This window comes from Salmonella sp. GDC200615, from assembly GCF_050574145.1.
In the GTDB taxonomy this organism is placed as follows: domain Bacteria; phylum Pseudomonadota; class Gammaproteobacteria; order Enterobacterales; family Enterobacteriaceae; genus Salmonella; species Salmonella enterica.
Genome location: NZ_CP192247.1, coordinates 937,368 through 954,137, shown reverse-complemented (window position 1 = coordinate 954,137; position 16,770 = coordinate 937,368). Strand labels below are relative to the sequence as shown.

The following is a 16,770-nucleotide window of genomic DNA, read 5'->3' as shown; positions in this document are numbered from 1 at the left end:
TGTGGATATGCAAGATAGTATGCGACTTAAATATTGATTAGTGTGAGCAATATCGTGCTTATTACATTGAAAATGTGGTTACGGAAACGGACTTCTCCAGGAATGACCTTACGCAAGATAAAAAAAGGTTTCTTTACAGAAACCCTTTCAACATTATATTACAGGTCCGGTTAGAGCAATATCCGCCGGACCCTTGGTTTACGACTTTTTGATCTGCGCGTGCATTTCCTGCACCGAAGTTACCTTCTCGGTGGCATCGGCATTCAACGCCATCGTCGTGGCAAAACCGCCGTTCAGCGTGGTGTCATAATGCACTTTGTACTGCAGCGCGCTGCGGCGAATCACCCTGGAGTCTTCAATCGCCCGGCGACCTGCGGTGGTGTTGATGATATAGGTATATTCGCCATTCTTGATGCGGTCCTGAATGTGCGGACGACCTTCGTGCACCTTGTTCACCAGACGCGGGTTGATACCGGCTTCGCCCAGCACAATCGCCGTACCGTGGGTAGCATCCAGCTCGAAGCCCTGTTTCAGCAGCTTAGCGGCCAGGTCCACCACGCGCTCTTTGTCGCCTTCGCGAACGGAGAGCAGCGCACGGCCCTGTTTCTTCATGGTGGAGTTACTGCCCAGCTGCGCCTTAGCGAACGCTTCCGCGAAGGTACGGCCCACGCCCATCACTTCCCCGGTGGAGCGCATTTCTGGCCCTAACAGCGGGTCAACGCCCGGGAATTTGTTGAACGGCAGCACCACTTCTTTCACCGAGTAGTACGGCGGGATAATTTCTTGGGTCACGCCCTGCTCGGTCAGCGATTTGCCGGCCATTACGCGCGCCGCCACTTTCGCCAGCGGCACGCCGGTGGCTTTGGAGACGAACGGTACGGTACGCGCCGCACGCGGGTTAACTTCAATCAGATAGACTTCGTTGTCTTTCACCGCAAACTGCACGTTCATCAGGCCGCGCACCTGCAACTCGAAGGCCAGCTTCTGCACCTGCTGGCGCATCACGTCCTGAATTTCCTGGCTCAGCGTGTAGGCCGGCAGGGAACAGGCGGAGTCGCCGGAGTGTACGCCCGCCTGCTCGATGTGCTCCATGATACCGCCAATCAGCACCATTTCGCCGTCGCAGATAGCGTCCACGTCCACTTCAACCGCGTCATCAAGGAAGCGGTCCAGCAGTACCGGCGCATCGTTAGAGACGCTGACCGCGGTCTGGAAGTAGCGACGCAGGTCGGCTTCGTCGTAGACAATTTCCATCGCCCGGCCGCCCAGCACGTAAGAAGGACGCACCACCAGCGGGTAGCCGATTTCTTTCGCCTTCTCAACCGCTTGTTCAATGGCGGTGACGGTGGCGTTGGCCGGTTGCTTCAGCTTCAAACGGTCAACCGCATGCTGGAAGCGTTCACGGTCTTCCGCACGGTCGATGGCGTCCGGGCTGGTGCCGATAACCGGCACGCCTGCCGCTTCCAGCGCGCGCGCCAGCTTCAGTGGAGTCTGGCCGCCGTACTGCACGATAACGCCTTTCGGCTTCTCGATGCGCACGATTTCCAGCACGTCTTCCAGCGTCACCGGCTCGAAGTACAGACGGTCGGAAGTATCGTAGTCGGTGGAGACGGTTTCCGGGTTACAGTTGACCATGATGGTCTCGTAACCGTCTTCGCGCAGCGCCAGCGAGGCGTGTACGCAGCAGTAGTCAAATTCGATACCCTGGCCGATACGGTTCGGGCCGCCGCCGAGGACCATGATTTTATCGCGGTCAACGGACGGGTTCGCTTCGCACTCGTCTTCATAGGTGGAGTACATGTAGGCGGTATCGGTGGCGAATTCCGCCGCGCAGGTATCCACACGCTTGTAGACCGGATGCAGGTCATACTGGTCACGCAGTTTGCGGATTTCCGCTTCACGCACGCCCGCCAGTTTCGCCAGACGCGCATCGGCAAAGCCTTTGCGTTTCAGCTGGCGCAGGAAGTCGGCGTTGAGGCCAGTAATCCCGACTTCAGCCACTTTCTCTTCCAGACGCACCAGTTCTTCAATCTGTACCAAGAACCAGCGGTCAATGTTGGTCAGGTTAAAGACGCCATCCACAGACAAGCCCGCACGGAAAGCATCGGCGATGTACCAGATACGATCTGCGCCCGCGTCTTTCAGCTCGCGGCGGATTTTGGTCAGCGCTTCCGGGTCGTCGAGGCTCACTTTCGGGTCGAAACCGGTGGCGCCCACTTCCAGGCCGCGCAGCGCTTTCTGCAGGGATTCCTGCTGCGTGCGACCAATCGCCATCACTTCCCCGACCGATTTCATCTGAGTGGTCAGACGGTCATTGGCACCGGCGAATTTCTCGAAGTTAAAGCGCGGAATTTTGGTGACAACGTAGTCAATAGACGGCTCAAACGACGCCGGCGTACGGCCACCGGTGATGTCGTTCATCAGCTCGTCGAGGGTATAACCCACCGCCAGTTTGGCCGCCACTTTGGCAATCGGGAAACCGGTGGCTTTCGACGCCAGCGCCGAGGAGCGGGAGACGCGCGGGTTCATTTCGATAACGATCAGACGGCCGTTTTTCGGGTTCACGGCGAACTGGACGTTAGAACCACCAGTTTCGACGCCGATTTCACGCAGTACCGCCATCGAGGCGTTACGCATGATTTGGTATTCTTTGTCGGTCAGCGTCTGTGCCGGGGCCACGGTGGTGGAGTCGCCGGTATGGATGCCCATCGCATCGAAGTTTTCGATAGAGCAGACGATGATGCAGTTGTCGTTTTTATCACGCACCACTTCCATCTCGTACTCTTTCCAGCCGATCAGCGATTCATCAATCAGCAGCTCGTTGGTTGGCGAGAGGTCCAGACCGCGTTCGCAGATTTCTTCGAACTCTTCACGGTTGTAAGCGATACCGCCGCCGGTGCCGCCCATGGTAAAGGACGGACGGATGATGCACGGGAAGCCCACGTCAGCGGCAACCGCCAGCGCTTCTTCCATGGTGTGCGCGATACCGGAACGCGCGGTGTCGAGACCAATTTTCTTCATCGCGATATCGAAGCGACGACGGTCTTCGGCTTTATCAATGGCGTCGGCGGTGGCGCCAATCATGGTGACGCCGAACTCTTCAAGTACGCCCTGACGCTCCAGCTCCAGCGCGCAGTTCAGCGCCGTCTGGCCGCCCATGGTTGGCAGCACCGCATCCGGACGCTCTTTTTCAATGATTTTGCGCACCACTTCCCAGTGAATCGGCTCGATGTAGGTGGCATCGGCCATTTCCGGGTCGGTCATGATGGTGGCCGGGTTGGAGTTCACCAGAATGACGCGATAGCCTTCTTCGCGCAGGGCTTTACACGCCTGAGCGCCGGAGTAGTCAAACTCACACGCCTGACCGATAACAATCGGGCCCGCGCCCAGAATCAGGATACTTTTTATATCTGTACGTTTTGGCATGGCTCTTATTACTCCTGATTATTTCGCGGACTGACGGTATTGCTCAATAAGCTCGATAAAGTGGTCGAACAGCGGCGCCGCATCGTGCGGGCCGGGGCTCGCCTCCGGGTGGCCCTGGAAGCTGAACGCCGGTTTGTCGGTACGATGAATACCCTGCAGGGTGCCGTCGAACAGCGACTTGTGGGTCACGCGCAGGTTGGCGGGCAGCGAGTCTTCATCCACCGCAAAGCCGTGGTTCTGCGCGGTGATCATTACCACGTTTCTGTCCATATCTTTTACCGGATGGTTGCCGCCGTGATGGCCGAACTTCATCTTAACGGTCTTCGCACCGCTCGCCAGCGCCAGTAGCTGATGACCGAGGCAGATGCCAAATAGCGGAATGTCGGTTTCGAGGAATTTCTGAATAGCAGTAATCGCGTAGTCGCACGGAGCCGGGTCGCCAGGGCCGTTTGACAGGAAGATGCCGTCCGGATTCATTTTCAGCACCTCTTCAGCAGAGGTTTGCGCTGGCACCACCGTCAGGCGGCAGCCGCGATCCACCAGCATACGCAGGATGTTGCGCTTCGCGCCGAAATCATAGGCCACCACATGGAACGGCAGGTCATCCTCAGATTTCGCTTCCGGTAAACCGTCTTTCAGCGTCCAGCTACCCTGCGTCCAGCGGTAAGTTTCCGCCGTGGTCACTTCTTTCGCCAGATCCATACCGTTAAGTCCAGGAAATGCTTTCGCTTTTTCCAGCGCCAGCTTCGCATCCGGGCTATCGCCTGCAATGATGCAGCCGTTCTGTGCGCCTTTCTCACGCAGCAGTCGGGTCAGCTTGCGGGTATCGATATCAGCAATCGCCACGATGTTATGGCGTTTGAGGTAAGAAGAGAGGTCTTCTGTGTTACGAAAGTTGCTGGCAATCAACGGCAGATCGCGAATCACTAAACCTTGCGCATGAACCTGAGAAGATTCTTCATCGGCTTCATTGGTGCCGACATTACCAATATGGGGATAAGTAAGAGTGACGATTTGGCGGGAATAGGAAGGATCAGTGAGGATTTCTTGATAACCGGTCATTGAAGTATTGAAAACGACTTCCCCAACCGCCGAACCTGTTGCCCCTATGGCCCGACCGTGAAACTGGGTTCCGTCTTCCAGAACCAATAGCGCTGACTTAATCAAAACACCCTCCATAGAATATTCACTCACTTTATTTGCATATTAATTCATTAAGTCAGTATGAAGCAATGCAAATTTGCTTACCCGTGGATTTCTGGCAAACGGCGGCATTCTGAAGTTAAGCCGGATAAAAGTCAACTTAAAGCGGGTATTTTTTATGTTATTTTGCACATTATAAGTAAGTTATTCTGTTTAAGAGGCAAAAATATCAACTAAGTGACGATAGAAAACGCTTGCGCTTCCTTGAGTTCGCAAAAAACTGGCTGTCATGATAAAAAGTGGACCAAATGGTCAAATTTCACATTAAAACAACAAAAAACAACGATAAAAATCCATTTAATAGCCATTAATGTTATTAAATTAATAATAATTCAAAATTGAGCAAATTAACAACAAAAATAACTTAAAAATCAACTTGTTATAAAAATAAAAAATCAAGTCAAACGTATCATAAAATCACAAAAAACAGCAAGTTAAGACAATATAATGATAAATCCAATTTAGATATTAATATCTAACTTCTTTTTCTTTAAGACAGGCGCATACGATTGGACCACAAACAGCCTCACTACAGCATAAAAAAGCTAACTTATTGAAGCAAAATAGATAAAACGATCCCGTGGAACAGCACTAACCCCCCAATGGATATCAGTCTTATCAGTCTGGTCGAGGTGCCTTTTGCATACGGTAAGCCACTGCGGCAGAACATGTCGTGGGAGAAGAAACTGTCGAAACATGAATGGTGAAAGGCGTTATTTATCTGACCGAATAACCGGGGGGCAAAAACAAAAGGGCAATAATATATTGCCCTTTGTAATCAATTAATCTTGATTACCACAACCACATCACGAAGGTATTTAGTCGCTATAATACATCCAGCCCCAGCACATCCCGCATGTCAAATAGCCCATTTTTCTTCGTTTTTAGCCATAACGCCGATCGCAACGCGCCATTTGCAAACGTCATGCGGCTGGAAGCTTTATGCGTAATCTCTACGCGCTCGCCAATATCGGCAAACATCGCGGTATGTTCGCCGACGATGTCGCCCGCCCGAACGGTCGCAAAGCCAATCGTGCCCGGTACGCGCTCGCCGGTATAACCTTCACGCGAGTAGACCGCGCAGTCCTTCAGATTTTTATCCAGCGCCCCGGCGATTGCCTCGCCCATTGCCAGCGCCGTACCCGACGGTGCATCCACTTTATGGCGGTGGTGCGCTTCAATAATTTCAATATCGCTATAGTCGCCCATTACCTTCGCGGCTTTCTCCAGCAGCTTGAGCATGACGTTAACGCCGACGCTAAAGTTTGCGGCGAAAACGATCGCAATCTCTTGTGACGCCTCGCGAATGGCTTGTTTACCGGCGTCGTCAAAGCCGGTAGTACCAATCACCATCCCTTTACCATGCTGGCGGCAAAACGCCAGATGCGTCAACGTGCCTTCCGGACGGGTAAAATCGATGAAAACGTCAAAATCATCTTTTACCGCCTCAAGGCTGCTTTGAACGATCACGCCGGACTTTCCCACCCCTGCCAGTTCGCCAGCATCGCTGCCCAGCAAGGAAGAGCCTTCGCGCTCCAGCGCGGCACCCAGCTGAACACCTTCCATCGCCATGGCGGCCTGGATTAACTGCCGTCCCATGCGGCCACCGGCGCCGGCAATGGCGACGCGGATTTGTGCTTCATGCATAGCTATTCTCTTTTGTAAAAATTGCGTAAACCGTTTTCAGAGTAACCAGCGCGCCCGGAGGCCGCCATCTAAAATCGCCGATAATTAGAAATTAATGATAAACAGGGAGCGATATCAGTAAAAGACATGATTCATCCCGCAGGATGAATCATTGCTGGAGAGAATGAAAGAAGAGAAACTTACTCAGGATAGAGGGAACCGGCAGGAAAATGACTTAAAAACCAGGTCACTGCCAGTAAATCCGCGCTACCGCCAGGGCTTAAGTTACGCAGGATGAGTTCATCATCGAGGGACTGCATCGCTTCAATGCCCCCCTCAACCAATACGCCCCCTTGCCACAACAATTTTTGTGCCTGCTGCTGCACGTAGTAAAGCCCTTCCAGGCCTCCCCGCGACACCAGATTGGTATCATCATTCCACGCCATCAGATGCAACAATGTTTGCAGTAGGGCAAGATGGGTATCGTCATGCTCCTGCACGACCCGGTTAAACACCGGCAAAGCCTGCGTTCTGACGGTTCGAAAACCGCTTTCCGCTTCTCCCCGCGCGCCCGACAGGCCATAGCACTGGAAATGGGTTTCACTCTTTGTCAGTTTTCCCGCTTTTTTTGCTGAGAGCTCGTGGGCAACAATATTCCGACTCAGGCGAGCAACCTGGTCGCAGATACGATTTTGCTCCAACGGTTCTCCCCGCGCGAGAAGTCGGCCAATCGCTGCGCTCAGCAGGCCAAAAGCGAAAATCGCCCCGCGATGGGTATTCACACCATTGGTCGCCTGTAGCATATCGTTCTCACAGGCCATCCCCAGCGGACGCAGCATCACCAGGACATTTTCTGCCGCCAGCGCCGCCGTGTTGTTGCCCATGATAAAAAACTTTTCCATCCACGGAGCAATGGCGGTAGTGCTACGTTCAAATGCCGCCAGATCCATATCCCTATGCGCTCCCGAATTACGAATATCGACCAGACCAGGTTTTGGTGTCAGCCTGGCTTCCGTCAGCAGCGCTCTTGCAACCAACCCATTAAGTTCGCCAGCCGCCAGCGATGAGTACGCTGGCGTACGCCGTTCAGTCACAACGCTCACGTTCATAGCATTCAATCCTTCGTGCAATTTCATCCAACAAAAGGTCAAGGGTGTGATGCTTGCCCCGGGCACCGAGATGAGCATCCTGCTGGCATATCAAACATGGCCGGGCAGGATGCCCGAGTTCACGGCGTAATAGCGACTTACCGTCGCTATCAATAATGTCGATGTCCCAAAGCCGCCCTAACGGATGGCTCATCTCTAGTGTCGACATGTGCTGTTTCAACGCCATTGCCGGCGCACAGACCGCTGCCATCCATTCCGGGCCGCTGCGTTCATTTACCTGCATTTCCCAGACGTTGACCCACTCCTTCTGTTCGCAAAGCGCCAGTATTTCGGCAATTGCGTAATCGGCGACACGCCGCCAGACCGCTGAGTTTTTAACGGCGCCCGGTGCAACCAGCGTGAGGGAAATCAACGGTAGCCGATAGCAGTTCAACGCCTGACGCTGCCTGGCGGCACGTTTATCGCGCGCTTGTAGCATCTCCTCCAGCGTAACTGCCTGGCCCTGGTACAGCAGGTCTGTGCCCTTCATCAGCCTTTAACCTGGCGAATCACGTCAATCACTGAACCGTCGCGATAACGCACCACAGCCACCACCCGATCGGTAAACTCAATCGGCTGCGGTTTACCGGTCAGTTGCTCAGCGCGCTGTTGCAGTTGTTCGATGGTCATCAGCGCCACGCCCGCAGCACGCAGGTTATCAAGCAGATCCTGACGCGCAGGGTTCACTGCAATACCATGGTCGGTAACCAGCACATCAACACTTGCCCCAGGCGTGACGGTAGTCAACACTTTTTCCACCACACATGGGATTCGGCCACGGACCAGCGGTGCGGTAATAATGGTGAGATCGGCCCCTGCTGCCGTATCGCTATGGCCGCCCGATGCGCCACGCAGTACGCCGTTTGAACCGGTCATCACGTTAACGTTGAAATTCACGTCAATTTCCAGCGCGCTCAGCATCACCACATTCAGGCGTTCGCATGCCGCGCCTTTAGAGGCGGGGTTCGCGTATTGATTGGTTGAGATTTCAATATGATGTGGATTCTGCGCCAGCGAACGGGCTGCATCGCCATCGAATGATTGCGTATCCAGCAGCGCTTTGATCAACCCTTTCTCATGCAGATCCACCATGGTGCCGGTGATCCCGCCCAGGCCAAAACTCGCCGTAATGTTGTGGCGACGCATTTTGTCTTCCAGGAAACGGGTGACCGCCAGAGATGCGCCACCGGTGCCGGTTTGCAGCGAGAAACCGTCACAAAAATAACCTGAGTGTTCGATCACATTAGCCGCCTGCCGGGCGATCAACAGTTCACGCGGGTTGCTGGACAGACGAATCGCGCCCGCGGTGATCTTTTCCGGATCCCCTACTTCGTCCACCTGTACGATCAAATCAACCTGATCCTGCGCGATACTGGCCGGATAATTGGGAAATTCGACCCACTCTTCAGTCAGGAGCACCACACATTTAGCATACTGCGCATCAACCTGCGCATATCCCAAAGAGCCGCAGCGTGACTTGCCGCTAAAGCCGTTCGCATTACCAAATTCATCGCAGCACGGCACGCCGAGGAAAGCGACATCAATATTCAGCTCACCGCTCTGAATCAGTTTTACGCGGCCGCCGTGAGAGTGGATCTGTACCGGGTTTTCCATCAGGCCAGCGGAGATCTCTTCCCCTAACTTGCCGCGCAGCCCGGAGGTGTAAATCTGCCGCACCACGCCATTTTTAATGTGTTCGATAAGCGGCCAGTGGGCATCAATTAATGAGCTGGAGGCAAGCGTCAGATCGCGGAATCCCATTTCCGCCAGCTTCGCCATCACCATATTGACAACTTTGTCGCCACCACGAAACGCATGGTGGAAGGATATCGTCATGCCATTTTTAAGCCCGGAACGACGAATAGCCTCTTCAAGCGAGTCACAAATTTTACGCCGACGCTTTTCCGTTTCACTGGCAAGCCACGGGCTGTTCGCTGTTACCCCCTGGTAGGGCTGTAATCCTTCCGGTACGACATATTGCTGGTTGAGCATGGTTACAGTCTCTTTCATGGTTCCTTCCTTAATCACGAATACCGGAAGCCGACAGCGCCACCACTTTGCGCGCGTGGTCGATAATCGGGCCGTCAATCATTTTGCCGTTGAGTGAAACGACGCCCAGACCGCGAGACTCAGCCTCTTCAGCGGCGGCAATCACCTCATACGCATGCTCAACTTCTTTACGTGTCGGAGAATAAGCCTGATGTAACAGCTCAATCTGACGTGGGTTCACTAAGGACTTACCGTTAAAACCAAGCCCTTTCGCCAACTGCACTTCCTTCAGGAAGCCTTCTTCATTATTGATATCCGACCAAACGACATCATAGGCGGCAATACCCGCAACGCGCGCCGCATGCAGCACTGCGCAATTGCCACCATGCGCGGGCTGGAGGTGGCGATGTCGACGGCATTGACCACGCCTTTCGCTGATTCGATCGCCGCCATCAGCCTGGTACTGCCGACTTCACGTCCACATTCACGTTCGATCCGTTCAACCTGCGCTTCCAGCTCCAGCACATCGTTTTTGCTGTCGGTTTTCGGCAGACGCACGATATCCGCGCCACCACGCACGACGGCCTCAAGATCGGCCAGACCAAACGGCGTGTTCAGTGGATTAATGCGCACCACTTTTTCAACATCCTGATAGAACGGATGTTGAAGCGCGTGATGAACCAAAAGACGGGCGGTATCTTTCTCACGTAACGCTACGGCGTCTTCTAAGTCGAACATCACCGCGTCCGCACCATAGACAAACGAGGTGCTCAACATGGCCGCATTTGCGCCGGGGATAAACAACATACTGCGACGAGGTCTCATAACGCACTCCATTGAATTTCCGTTTGTTCTGCAGCGCGTAACGCCGCCGCCTGCACTCGGGCGCGTAAAATACACTCCAGCGCGCCTTTGTCATCGACGCTAACCAGCGCGCGTTCAACGCCCAGCTTCGCCAGCGTTTCCCGAACCACCTGCTCAATCGCCGCGCCAAACTGCTGCTTCACCAGACTCTCTAGCTCCAGCCGAATTCCTGGCTCGCTGGATGGACCAATCCTGATCATCACATCGCTGGATTCCAGCGTGCCTGCCAGGGCATCTTTAATGATTTTCATTAGTTATGTTCCTTGTTAACGGTGTTACGTCATATGGTTTCAGTGTGTCTGGCGGCATGCCGCTGCAGATATGCCAGGGTGCCAGCAGGCACCAGCGCGCTTATTGCCGGCCAATTACGTTCGCTATACAGTTTTCTGACGCGAGAGGCGGAAATAGCCGCGCCGTTTTTCTCCACCCGCGCCAGCTCGACGACCTCAATAACCGGGCCGCTGCGCTTCGGATCGTGTAAAATGTCGTGCATTCGCTGGTTATAGGCACAGGTCAGAGGACAAAACGGTTCACTGCCGACAAAACGATGGGTAATCCCCAGCGCTGGAGCCAGATGTTCACGGAAGAGTTGCAGATCGATCTGGCAATGGCAGTCGTCCACAACCCCTTTTTCTTTGAGGAAATAGCCGGGAAACGTCGCACGCGAGATCATATAAGCGGAGCCGGAATGCAACGTGACGTTGTCAATGCCCCCGATTCCTTGTTCGATCAGCGCCCAACGGTCGGTATAGGAAAAAAATGAAGCATCTTCTTTGACTACAAACAGATGCAACCAGTCACAGGCCGCAGCCGCTTGCTCCACCAGATAACGGTGGCCCAATGTAAACGGATTGGCGTTCATGACGATGGCGCCGATCGTTTTTCCCGGTTGACGATAAAGCGCCAGTTGGCGACAAAAGCGCGCTAACCGTTCACTGCTGTTCTCCATTAACACAGCCAGCTCACCTGCCTGCGCAATGGGCCAAAACCCCGCGCCAGAAAACAGCAACCGATTTTGCGGCTTAGTGAACAGGAAAAGCTCGCTGCGGTTTAACTCGTAGGCCAATGTAAGCAGCTCGGTCAGCAGTTTGAGGCTGAGCCCTTCCCCTTGTAAAACCGGGGAAACGGCGATGCATTTCAGTACGTTCCCGGCCAGAGAACCGCACCCGACTATCTCACCCTGCCAATATGCGCATACCGCGATTTCACAATCGTCTTCCAGGGCTAGTCCCACGCCCTCCAGAAACATGGCGACCGACTCGCGACGCAATACATCCTTTTGCAAATAAATGCGTTTAAATATTAGATTCACTCTATTCTGCATCCGTCAGCAAATAACGTCGCATATTTCGCCAGCGTTTGTATTACTCGTCTGGAATAGACATCACACTTTCCCCCTTGCTTTTATAAGCTTTATGGTTTTTATTTCCTTAATTAACCAGAGTTAATAAAAATAATTAAATTAATTAAAAACACAACCATTCAGTGAAGATAGTCACATCTCATGGTTCATTGAATTTATTAGTATGCGCGGGTCTTGTTACCCATCAATACACAGGAAAATGTTTATGACCAACATGACCCAAGCTTCGGCGACGGAGAAAAAGGGGGCTAGCGATTTACTCAGATTCAAAATCTTTGGTATGCCGCTACCGCTTTATGCCTTTGCATTAATTACTTTATTACTTTCTCATTTTTATAATGCTATACCGACTGACTTAGTCGGTGGTTTTGCCCTTATGTTTGTGATGGGGGCCATTTTTGGTGAAATCGGCAAACGTTTACCGATCTTCAATAAATATATTGGCGGCGCACCGGTTATGATATTTCTGGTTGCAGCTTATTTTGTCTATGCTGGCATATTTACGCAGAAAGAAATTGATGCGATCAGCAACGTAATGGATAAAAGCAACTTCCTTAACCTGTTTATCGCAGTGTTGATCACAGGCGCGATCCTGTCGGTAAACCGTAAGCTGCTATTAAAATCACTGCTGGGCTATATCCCAACCATCCTCGCCGGGATTGTCGGCGCGTCCCTTTTCGGTATCGTCATTGGTCTGTGCTTCGGTATCCCGGTCGACCGTATCATGATGCTGTACGTTCTGCCGATTATGGGCGGTGGTAACGGCGCGGGCGCCGTGCCTCTGTCTGAAATTTATCACTCGGTTACCGGACGTTCTCGCGAAGAGTATTACTCAACGGCTATTGCTATTCTGACCATTGCGAATATCTTCGCCATTATTTTCGCCGCCCTCCTCGATATGATAGGCAAAAAATACACCTGGCTTAGCGGTGAAGGTGAGTTGGTTCGTAAGGCTTCCTTCAAAACCGAAGATGATGAAAAGGCCGGTCAGATTACCCATCGTGAAACGGCGGTTGGCATGGTGTTATCCACCACCTGCTTCCTGCTGGCCTATGTTGTTGCCAAGAAAATTCTGCCAAGCATCGGCGGCGTCTCTATTCACTACTTCGCCTGGATGGTTCTGATTGTTGCTGCGCTGAACGCATCAGGTCTTTGCTCACCGGAGATTAAAGCCGGGGCGAAACGTCTTTCTGACTTCTTCTCCAAACAACTGCTGTGGGTGCTGATGGTCGGTGTGGGTGTTTGCTACACCGATCTGCAAGAGATTATCGATGCCCTGACGTTCGCGAACGTAGTTATCGCCGCAATCATTGTGGTCGGCGCAGTCGTTGGCGCAGCTATCGGGGGCTGGTTGATTGGCTTCTACCCGATTGAATCATCCATTACTGCGGGTCTTTGTATGGCCAACCGCGGCGGCTCCGGCGATCTGGAAGTGCTCTCCGCCTGTAACCGTATGAACCTCATTTCATATGCACAAATTTCCTCTCGTCTGGGTGGCGGTATTGTGCTGGTTATCGCTAGCATCGTGTTCAGCATGATGGTGTAAAAAAACGCACGGCGGTGTCTTGGCAGCAAACGACCTGGAGAAAAGTAGAGGCCAAAGCCAGAGGTGGCCAAGGGAAATCCACTCTACTCCTTAGCCGGACTCACCAGGAAGGTTGTCGTCAAGGCCACCGTCGTGCCTCTCATTATGGAAAATGATTCATGAATGAAGCTGTACTACTGGGTGAAGGTTTCACCCTGATGTTTTTAGGGATGGGGTTCGTACTGAGCTTTCTGTTCCTGCTCATCTTTGCCATCCGCGGCATGTCCGCCGTGATTACTCGCTTCTTCCCGGAACCCGTCGCCGCGCCCGCACCGCGTGCCGTTCCCGTCGTGGACGACTTCACCCGCTTAAAGCCGGTGATTGCCGCCGCTATCCACCACCATCACCGCCTTAACGCTTAATTCCCGGAGGGATCCATGACCATTGCCATTACCGACGTCGTCCTGCGTGACGCCCACCAGTCCCTGTTCGCCACCCGCCTGCGCCTTGATGACATGCTGCCGATTGCCGCCGCGCTCGATGACGTGGGCTACGGGTCGCTGGAGTGCTGGGGCGGCGCCACCTTTGACGCCTGTATCCGCTTTCTCGGCGAAGACCCGTGGCTGCGCCTGCGCGAGCTTAAAAAGGCCATGCCGAAGACTCCCCTGCAGATGCTGCTGCGCGGCCAGAACCTGCTCGGCTACCGCCATTACGCCGATGATGTGGTGGAACGCTTCGTTGAGCGGGCGGTGAAAAACGGCATGGACGTGTTCCGCGTCTTCGATGCCATGAACGACCCGCGCAATATGAAGGCCGCCCTGCAGGCGGTGCGCAGCCACGGCGCGCACGCCCAGGGCACGCTGAGCTATACCACCAGCCCGGCGCACACCCTGCAGACCTGGCTGGATTTAACCGAACAGTTGTTAGAGACCGGCGTCGATTCCATCGCCATCAAGGATATGTCCGGCATTCTCACGCCGATGGCGGCGTATGAGCTGGTGAGCGAAATCAAAAAACGCTATGACGTGCGCCTGCACCTGCACTGTCACGCCACCACCGGGATGGCGGAGATGGCCCTGCTGAAGGCTATCGAGGCGGGTGTTGACGGCGTGGACACGGCGATTTCCTCCATGAGCGCCACCTACGGCCGCCCGGCCACCGAAGCGCTGGTGGCGACGTTGGCAGGTACTGAGCACGACACCGGGCTGGATATCCTGAAGCTGGAAAATATCGCCGCGTACTTCCGCGAGGTGCGCAAAAAGTATCACGCCTTTGAAGGCCAGCTGAAGGGCTACGACAGCCGTATTCTGGTGGCCCAGGTACCGGGCGGAATGCTCACCAACCTCGAAAGCCAGCTGAAGCAGCAGAACGCGGCGGACAAACTCGACCAGGTGCTGGCGGAAATCCCCCGCGTGCGCGAGGACCTCGGCTTTATCCCGCTGGTGACCCCGACCTCGCAGATTGTCGGCACCCAGGCGGTGCTCAATGTCCTGACCGGCGAGCGCTACAAAACCATTGCCAAAGAAACGGCGGGCATTCTGAAAGGCGAATACGGCCACACCCCGGTGCCGGTGAACGCCGCGTTACAGGCCCGCGTGCTGGAAGGGGGCGCTCCGGTGACCTGCCGCCCGGCGGACCTGCTGAAGCCGGAACTGGCTGAACTGGAAGCGGACGTCAGGCGCCAGGCGCAGGAGAAGGGCATTCAGCTTGCGGGAAACGCCATCGACGACGTGCTCACCGTGGCGCTGTTCCCGCAGATTGGCCTCAAATTCCTCGAAAACCGCCACAACCCGGCGGCGTTTGAGCCGGTACCGCAGGCGGAAGCCGCGCAGCCGGTGACAAAAGCAGAGAAGCCTGCCGCTTCCGGTATCTACACCGTGGAAGTGGAAGGCAAAGCCTTTGTGGTGAAGGTCAGCGACGGCGGCGATATCAGCCAGCTGACGGCGGCTTCGTCTGCGCCGGTTCAGGCGGCATCCCCGGTTGCCCCGGCAGGCGCCGGCACCCCGGTCACCGCGCCGCTGGCGGGCAACATCTGGAAGGTGATTGCCACCGAGGGCCAGAGCGTGGCCGAAGGCGACGTGCTGCTGATTCTGGAAGCCATGAAGATGGAAACCGAAATCCGCGCCGCGCAGGCCGGGACGGTACGCGGTATCGCGGTGAAGTCCGGGGACGCGGTCTCCGTGGGCGACACCCTGATGACGCTGGCGTAACGGAGAACTGAAATGGAAAGTCTGAACGCCCTGCTTCAGGGCATGGGGCTGATGCACCTTGGCGCAGGCCAGGCCATCATGCTGCTGGTCAGCCTGCTGCTGCTGTGGCTGGCGATTGCGAAGAAGTTCGAACCGTTACTGCTGCTGCCGATTGGCTTCGGCGGCCTGCTCTCCAATATCCCGGAAGCGGGTATGGCGCTGACCGCTCTGGAGAGCCTGCTGGCGCACCACGACGCCGGGCAACTGGCGGTGATTGCCGCGAAGCTCAACTGCGCGCCGGACGTGCACGCCATTAAAGAGGCATTAGCGCTGGCGCTGCCGTCGGTGCAGAGCCAGATGGAGAACCTGGCGGTGGACATGGGCTATACACCGGGGGTGCTGGCGTTGTTCTACAAAGTGGCGATTGGCTCCGGTGTCGCGCCGCTGGTCATCTTTATGGGCGTCGGCGCGATGACCGACTTCGGCCCGCTGCTGGCCAACCCGCGCACCCTGCTGCTCGGCGCGGCGGCGCAGTTCGGCATCTTCGCCACCGTGCTGGGGGCGCTGACGCTGAACTACTTCGGCCTGATTTCCTTCACCCTGCCGCAGGCGGCGGCAATCGGCATCATCGGCGGCGCGGACGGCCCGACGGCGATTTATCTGTCGGGCAAGCTGGCGCCGGAGCTGCTGGGGGCCATCGCGGTGGCGGCGTACTCGTATATGGCGCTGGTGCCGTTAATCCAGCCACCGATTATGCGCGCGCTGACCAGCGAGAAAGAGCGCAAAATCCGCATGGTGCAGCTGCGCACGGTGAGTAAGCGGGAAAAAATCCTCTTCCCGGTGGTGCTGTTACTACTGGTGGCCCTGCTGCTGCCGGACGCCGCGCCGCTGCTGGGGATGTTCTGCTTTGGCAACCTGATGCGTGAAAGCGGCGTGGTGGAGCGTCTGAGCGACACGGTACAGAACGGGCTGATTAATATCGTGACCATCTTCCTCGGGCTGTCGGTGGGCGCGAAGCTGGTGGCGGATAAGTTTTTGCAGCCGCAGACGCTGGGCATTCTGCTGCTGGGTGTGATTGCGTTCGGGATTGGGACGGCGGCCGGGGTGCTGATGGCGAAGCTGATGAACCTGTGCAGTAAGAACAAAATCAACCCGCTTATCGGTTCGGCGGGGGTGTCGGCGGTGCCGATGGCGGCACGCGTATCGAACAAGGTGGGCCTGGAGTCGGACCCGCAGAACTTCCTGCTGATGCACGCGATGGGCCCGAACGTGGCGGGGGTTATCGGTTCGGCCATTGCCGCGGGCGTGATGCTGAAGTACGTGCTGGCGATGTAATAGTGGATGGGATACGCATGTCGTATCCCATTTTCATCCAAATTTTTTCTGAAAGAAAAGTAAGTATGAACTGGTTCAGGTTCCGGTGATGCCGAATGCAAG

Annotated in this window: 12 protein-coding genes and 1 pseudogene; 4 read left to right on the top strand and 9 right to left on the bottom strand. The window is 55.1% G+C overall.

Going from position 1 to position 16,770, the window contains the following annotated elements; translation table 11 throughout:
- Positions 1–198 precede the first annotated feature (198 nt).
- From carB to citC, 9 genes and pseudogenes are all read right to left on the bottom strand, one after another.
- Positions 199–3,426 (bottom strand): carbamoyl-phosphate synthase large subunit, encoded by a 3,228-nt coding sequence (gene carB, locus ACQ29O_RS04500; RefSeq protein ID WP_253336194.1) that lies wholly within the window; start codon positions 3,424–3,426, stop codon positions 199–201.
- A gap of 18 nt (positions 3,427–3,444) precedes the next feature.
- Positions 3,445–4,593, bottom strand: a complete 1,149-nt coding sequence (carA, locus tag ACQ29O_RS04495) for a glutamine-hydrolyzing carbamoyl-phosphate synthase small subunit (RefSeq protein WP_000597280.1) — start codon at positions 4,591–4,593, stop codon at positions 3,445–3,447.
- Positions 4,594–5,454: 861 nt separating this feature from the next.
- Positions 5,455–6,276, bottom strand: a complete 822-nt coding sequence (gene dapB / locus ACQ29O_RS04490; RefSeq protein ID WP_000544037.1) for a 4-hydroxy-tetrahydrodipicolinate reductase — start codon at positions 6,274–6,276, stop codon at positions 5,455–5,457.
- A 179-nt stretch (positions 6,277–6,455) separates the two neighbouring features.
- Complete coding sequence (gene citG, locus ACQ29O_RS04485) at positions 6,456–7,364, bottom strand: triphosphoribosyl-dephospho-CoA synthase CitG (protein WP_001103238.1); 909 nt, start codon at positions 7,362–7,364, stop codon at positions 6,456–6,458.
- Entirely contained in the window at positions 7,342–7,893 is a 552-nt protein-coding gene (gene citX, locus ACQ29O_RS04480) for a citrate lyase holo-[acyl-carrier protein] synthase (protein ID WP_000679046.1), read from the bottom strand. The genes citG and citX overlap by 23 nt, the downstream gene beginning before the upstream one ends.
- Positions 7,893–9,413 carry a citrate lyase subunit alpha gene (gene citF / locus ACQ29O_RS04475; RefSeq protein WP_000665573.1) on the bottom strand — a complete coding sequence of 507 codons (1,521 nt, stop codon included), beginning with the start codon at positions 9,411–9,413 and terminating at the stop codon, positions 7,893–7,895. Before citF ends, citX begins: the two co-directional genes overlap by 1 nt.
- A 10-nt stretch (positions 9,414–9,423) precedes the next feature.
- A pseudogene (locus tag ACQ29O_RS04470) lies at positions 9,424–10,217 on the bottom strand (aldolase/citrate lyase family protein).
- Positions 10,214–10,507, bottom strand: a complete 294-nt coding sequence (gene citD, locus ACQ29O_RS04465) for a citrate lyase acyl carrier protein (protein WP_000691461.1) — start codon at positions 10,505–10,507, stop codon at positions 10,214–10,216. Before citD ends, ACQ29O_RS04470 begins: the two are co-directional and overlap by 4 nt.
- A 29-nt stretch (positions 10,508–10,536) precedes the next feature.
- On the bottom strand, positions 10,537–11,580 hold the full coding sequence (gene citC / locus ACQ29O_RS04460) for a [citrate (pro-3S)-lyase] ligase (protein WP_001181446.1): 1,044 nt from the start codon (positions 11,578–11,580) through the stop codon (positions 10,537–10,539).
- A gap of 244 nt (positions 11,581–11,824) precedes the next feature.
- Between citC and citS the strand changes: the two genes are divergently transcribed.
- The 4 genes from citS (at position 11,825) to ACQ29O_RS04440 (ending at position 16,668) form a co-directional block, all read left to right on the top strand.
- Positions 11,825–13,165 carry a citrate/sodium symporter CitS gene (gene citS, locus ACQ29O_RS04455; RefSeq protein WP_000183602.1) on the top strand — a complete coding sequence of 447 codons (1,341 nt, stop codon included), beginning with the start codon at positions 11,825–11,827 and terminating at the stop codon, positions 13,163–13,165.
- Between the two features lie 158 nt (positions 13,166–13,323).
- Entirely contained in the window at positions 13,324–13,566 is a 243-nt protein-coding gene (locus ACQ29O_RS04450; RefSeq protein ID WP_020936820.1) for an oxaloacetate decarboxylase subunit gamma, read from the top strand.
- A 15-nt stretch (positions 13,567–13,581) separates the two neighbouring features.
- Positions 13,582–15,354 (top strand): sodium-extruding oxaloacetate decarboxylase subunit alpha, encoded by a 1,773-nt coding sequence (gene oadA, locus ACQ29O_RS04445; RefSeq protein WP_343095986.1) that lies wholly within the window; start codon positions 13,582–13,584, stop codon positions 15,352–15,354.
- 12 nt (positions 15,355–15,366) lie between these two features.
- Complete coding sequence (locus tag ACQ29O_RS04440) at positions 15,367–16,668, top strand: oxalacetate decarboxylase subunit beta (RefSeq protein WP_000444887.1); 1,302 nt, start codon at positions 15,367–15,369, stop codon at positions 16,666–16,668.
- Positions 16,669–16,770 lie beyond the last annotated feature (102 nt).

Excerpts from the sequence above, each read along its gene's own strand:
- carB (WP_253336194.1), bottom strand. The coding sequence starts at position 3,426 with ATGCCAAAACGTACAGATATAAAAAGTATCCTGATTCTGGGCGCGGGC.
- dapB (WP_000544037.1), bottom strand. The coding sequence starts at position 6,276 with ATGCATGAAGCACAAATCCGCGTCGCCATTGCCGGCGCCGGTGGCCGC.
- citG (WP_001103238.1), bottom strand. The coding sequence starts at position 7,364 with ATGAACGTGAGCGTTGTGACTGAACGGCGTACGCCAGCGTACTCATCG.
- citX (WP_000679046.1), bottom strand. The coding sequence starts at position 7,893 with ATGAAGGGCACAGACCTGCTGTACCAGGGCCAGGCAGTTACGCTGGAG.
- citF (WP_000665573.1), bottom strand. The coding sequence starts at position 9,413 with ATGAAAGAGACTGTAACCATGCTCAACCAGCAATATGTCGTACCGGAA.
- citD (WP_000691461.1), bottom strand. The coding sequence starts at position 10,507 with ATGAAAATCATTAAAGATGCCCTGGCAGGCACGCTGGAATCCAGCGAT.
- citC (WP_001181446.1), bottom strand. The coding sequence starts at position 11,580 with ATGCAGAATAGAGTGAATCTAATATTTAAACGCATTTATTTGCAAAAG.
- citS (WP_000183602.1), top strand. The coding sequence starts at position 11,825 with ATGACCAACATGACCCAAGCTTCGGCGACGGAGAAAAAGGGGGCTAGC.
- ACQ29O_RS04450 (WP_020936820.1), top strand. The coding sequence starts at position 13,324 with ATGAATGAAGCTGTACTACTGGGTGAAGGTTTCACCCTGATGTTTTTA.
- oadA (WP_343095986.1), top strand. The coding sequence starts at position 13,582 with ATGACCATTGCCATTACCGACGTCGTCCTGCGTGACGCCCACCAGTCC.
- ACQ29O_RS04440 (WP_000444887.1), top strand. The coding sequence starts at position 15,367 with ATGGAAAGTCTGAACGCCCTGCTTCAGGGCATGGGGCTGATGCACCTT.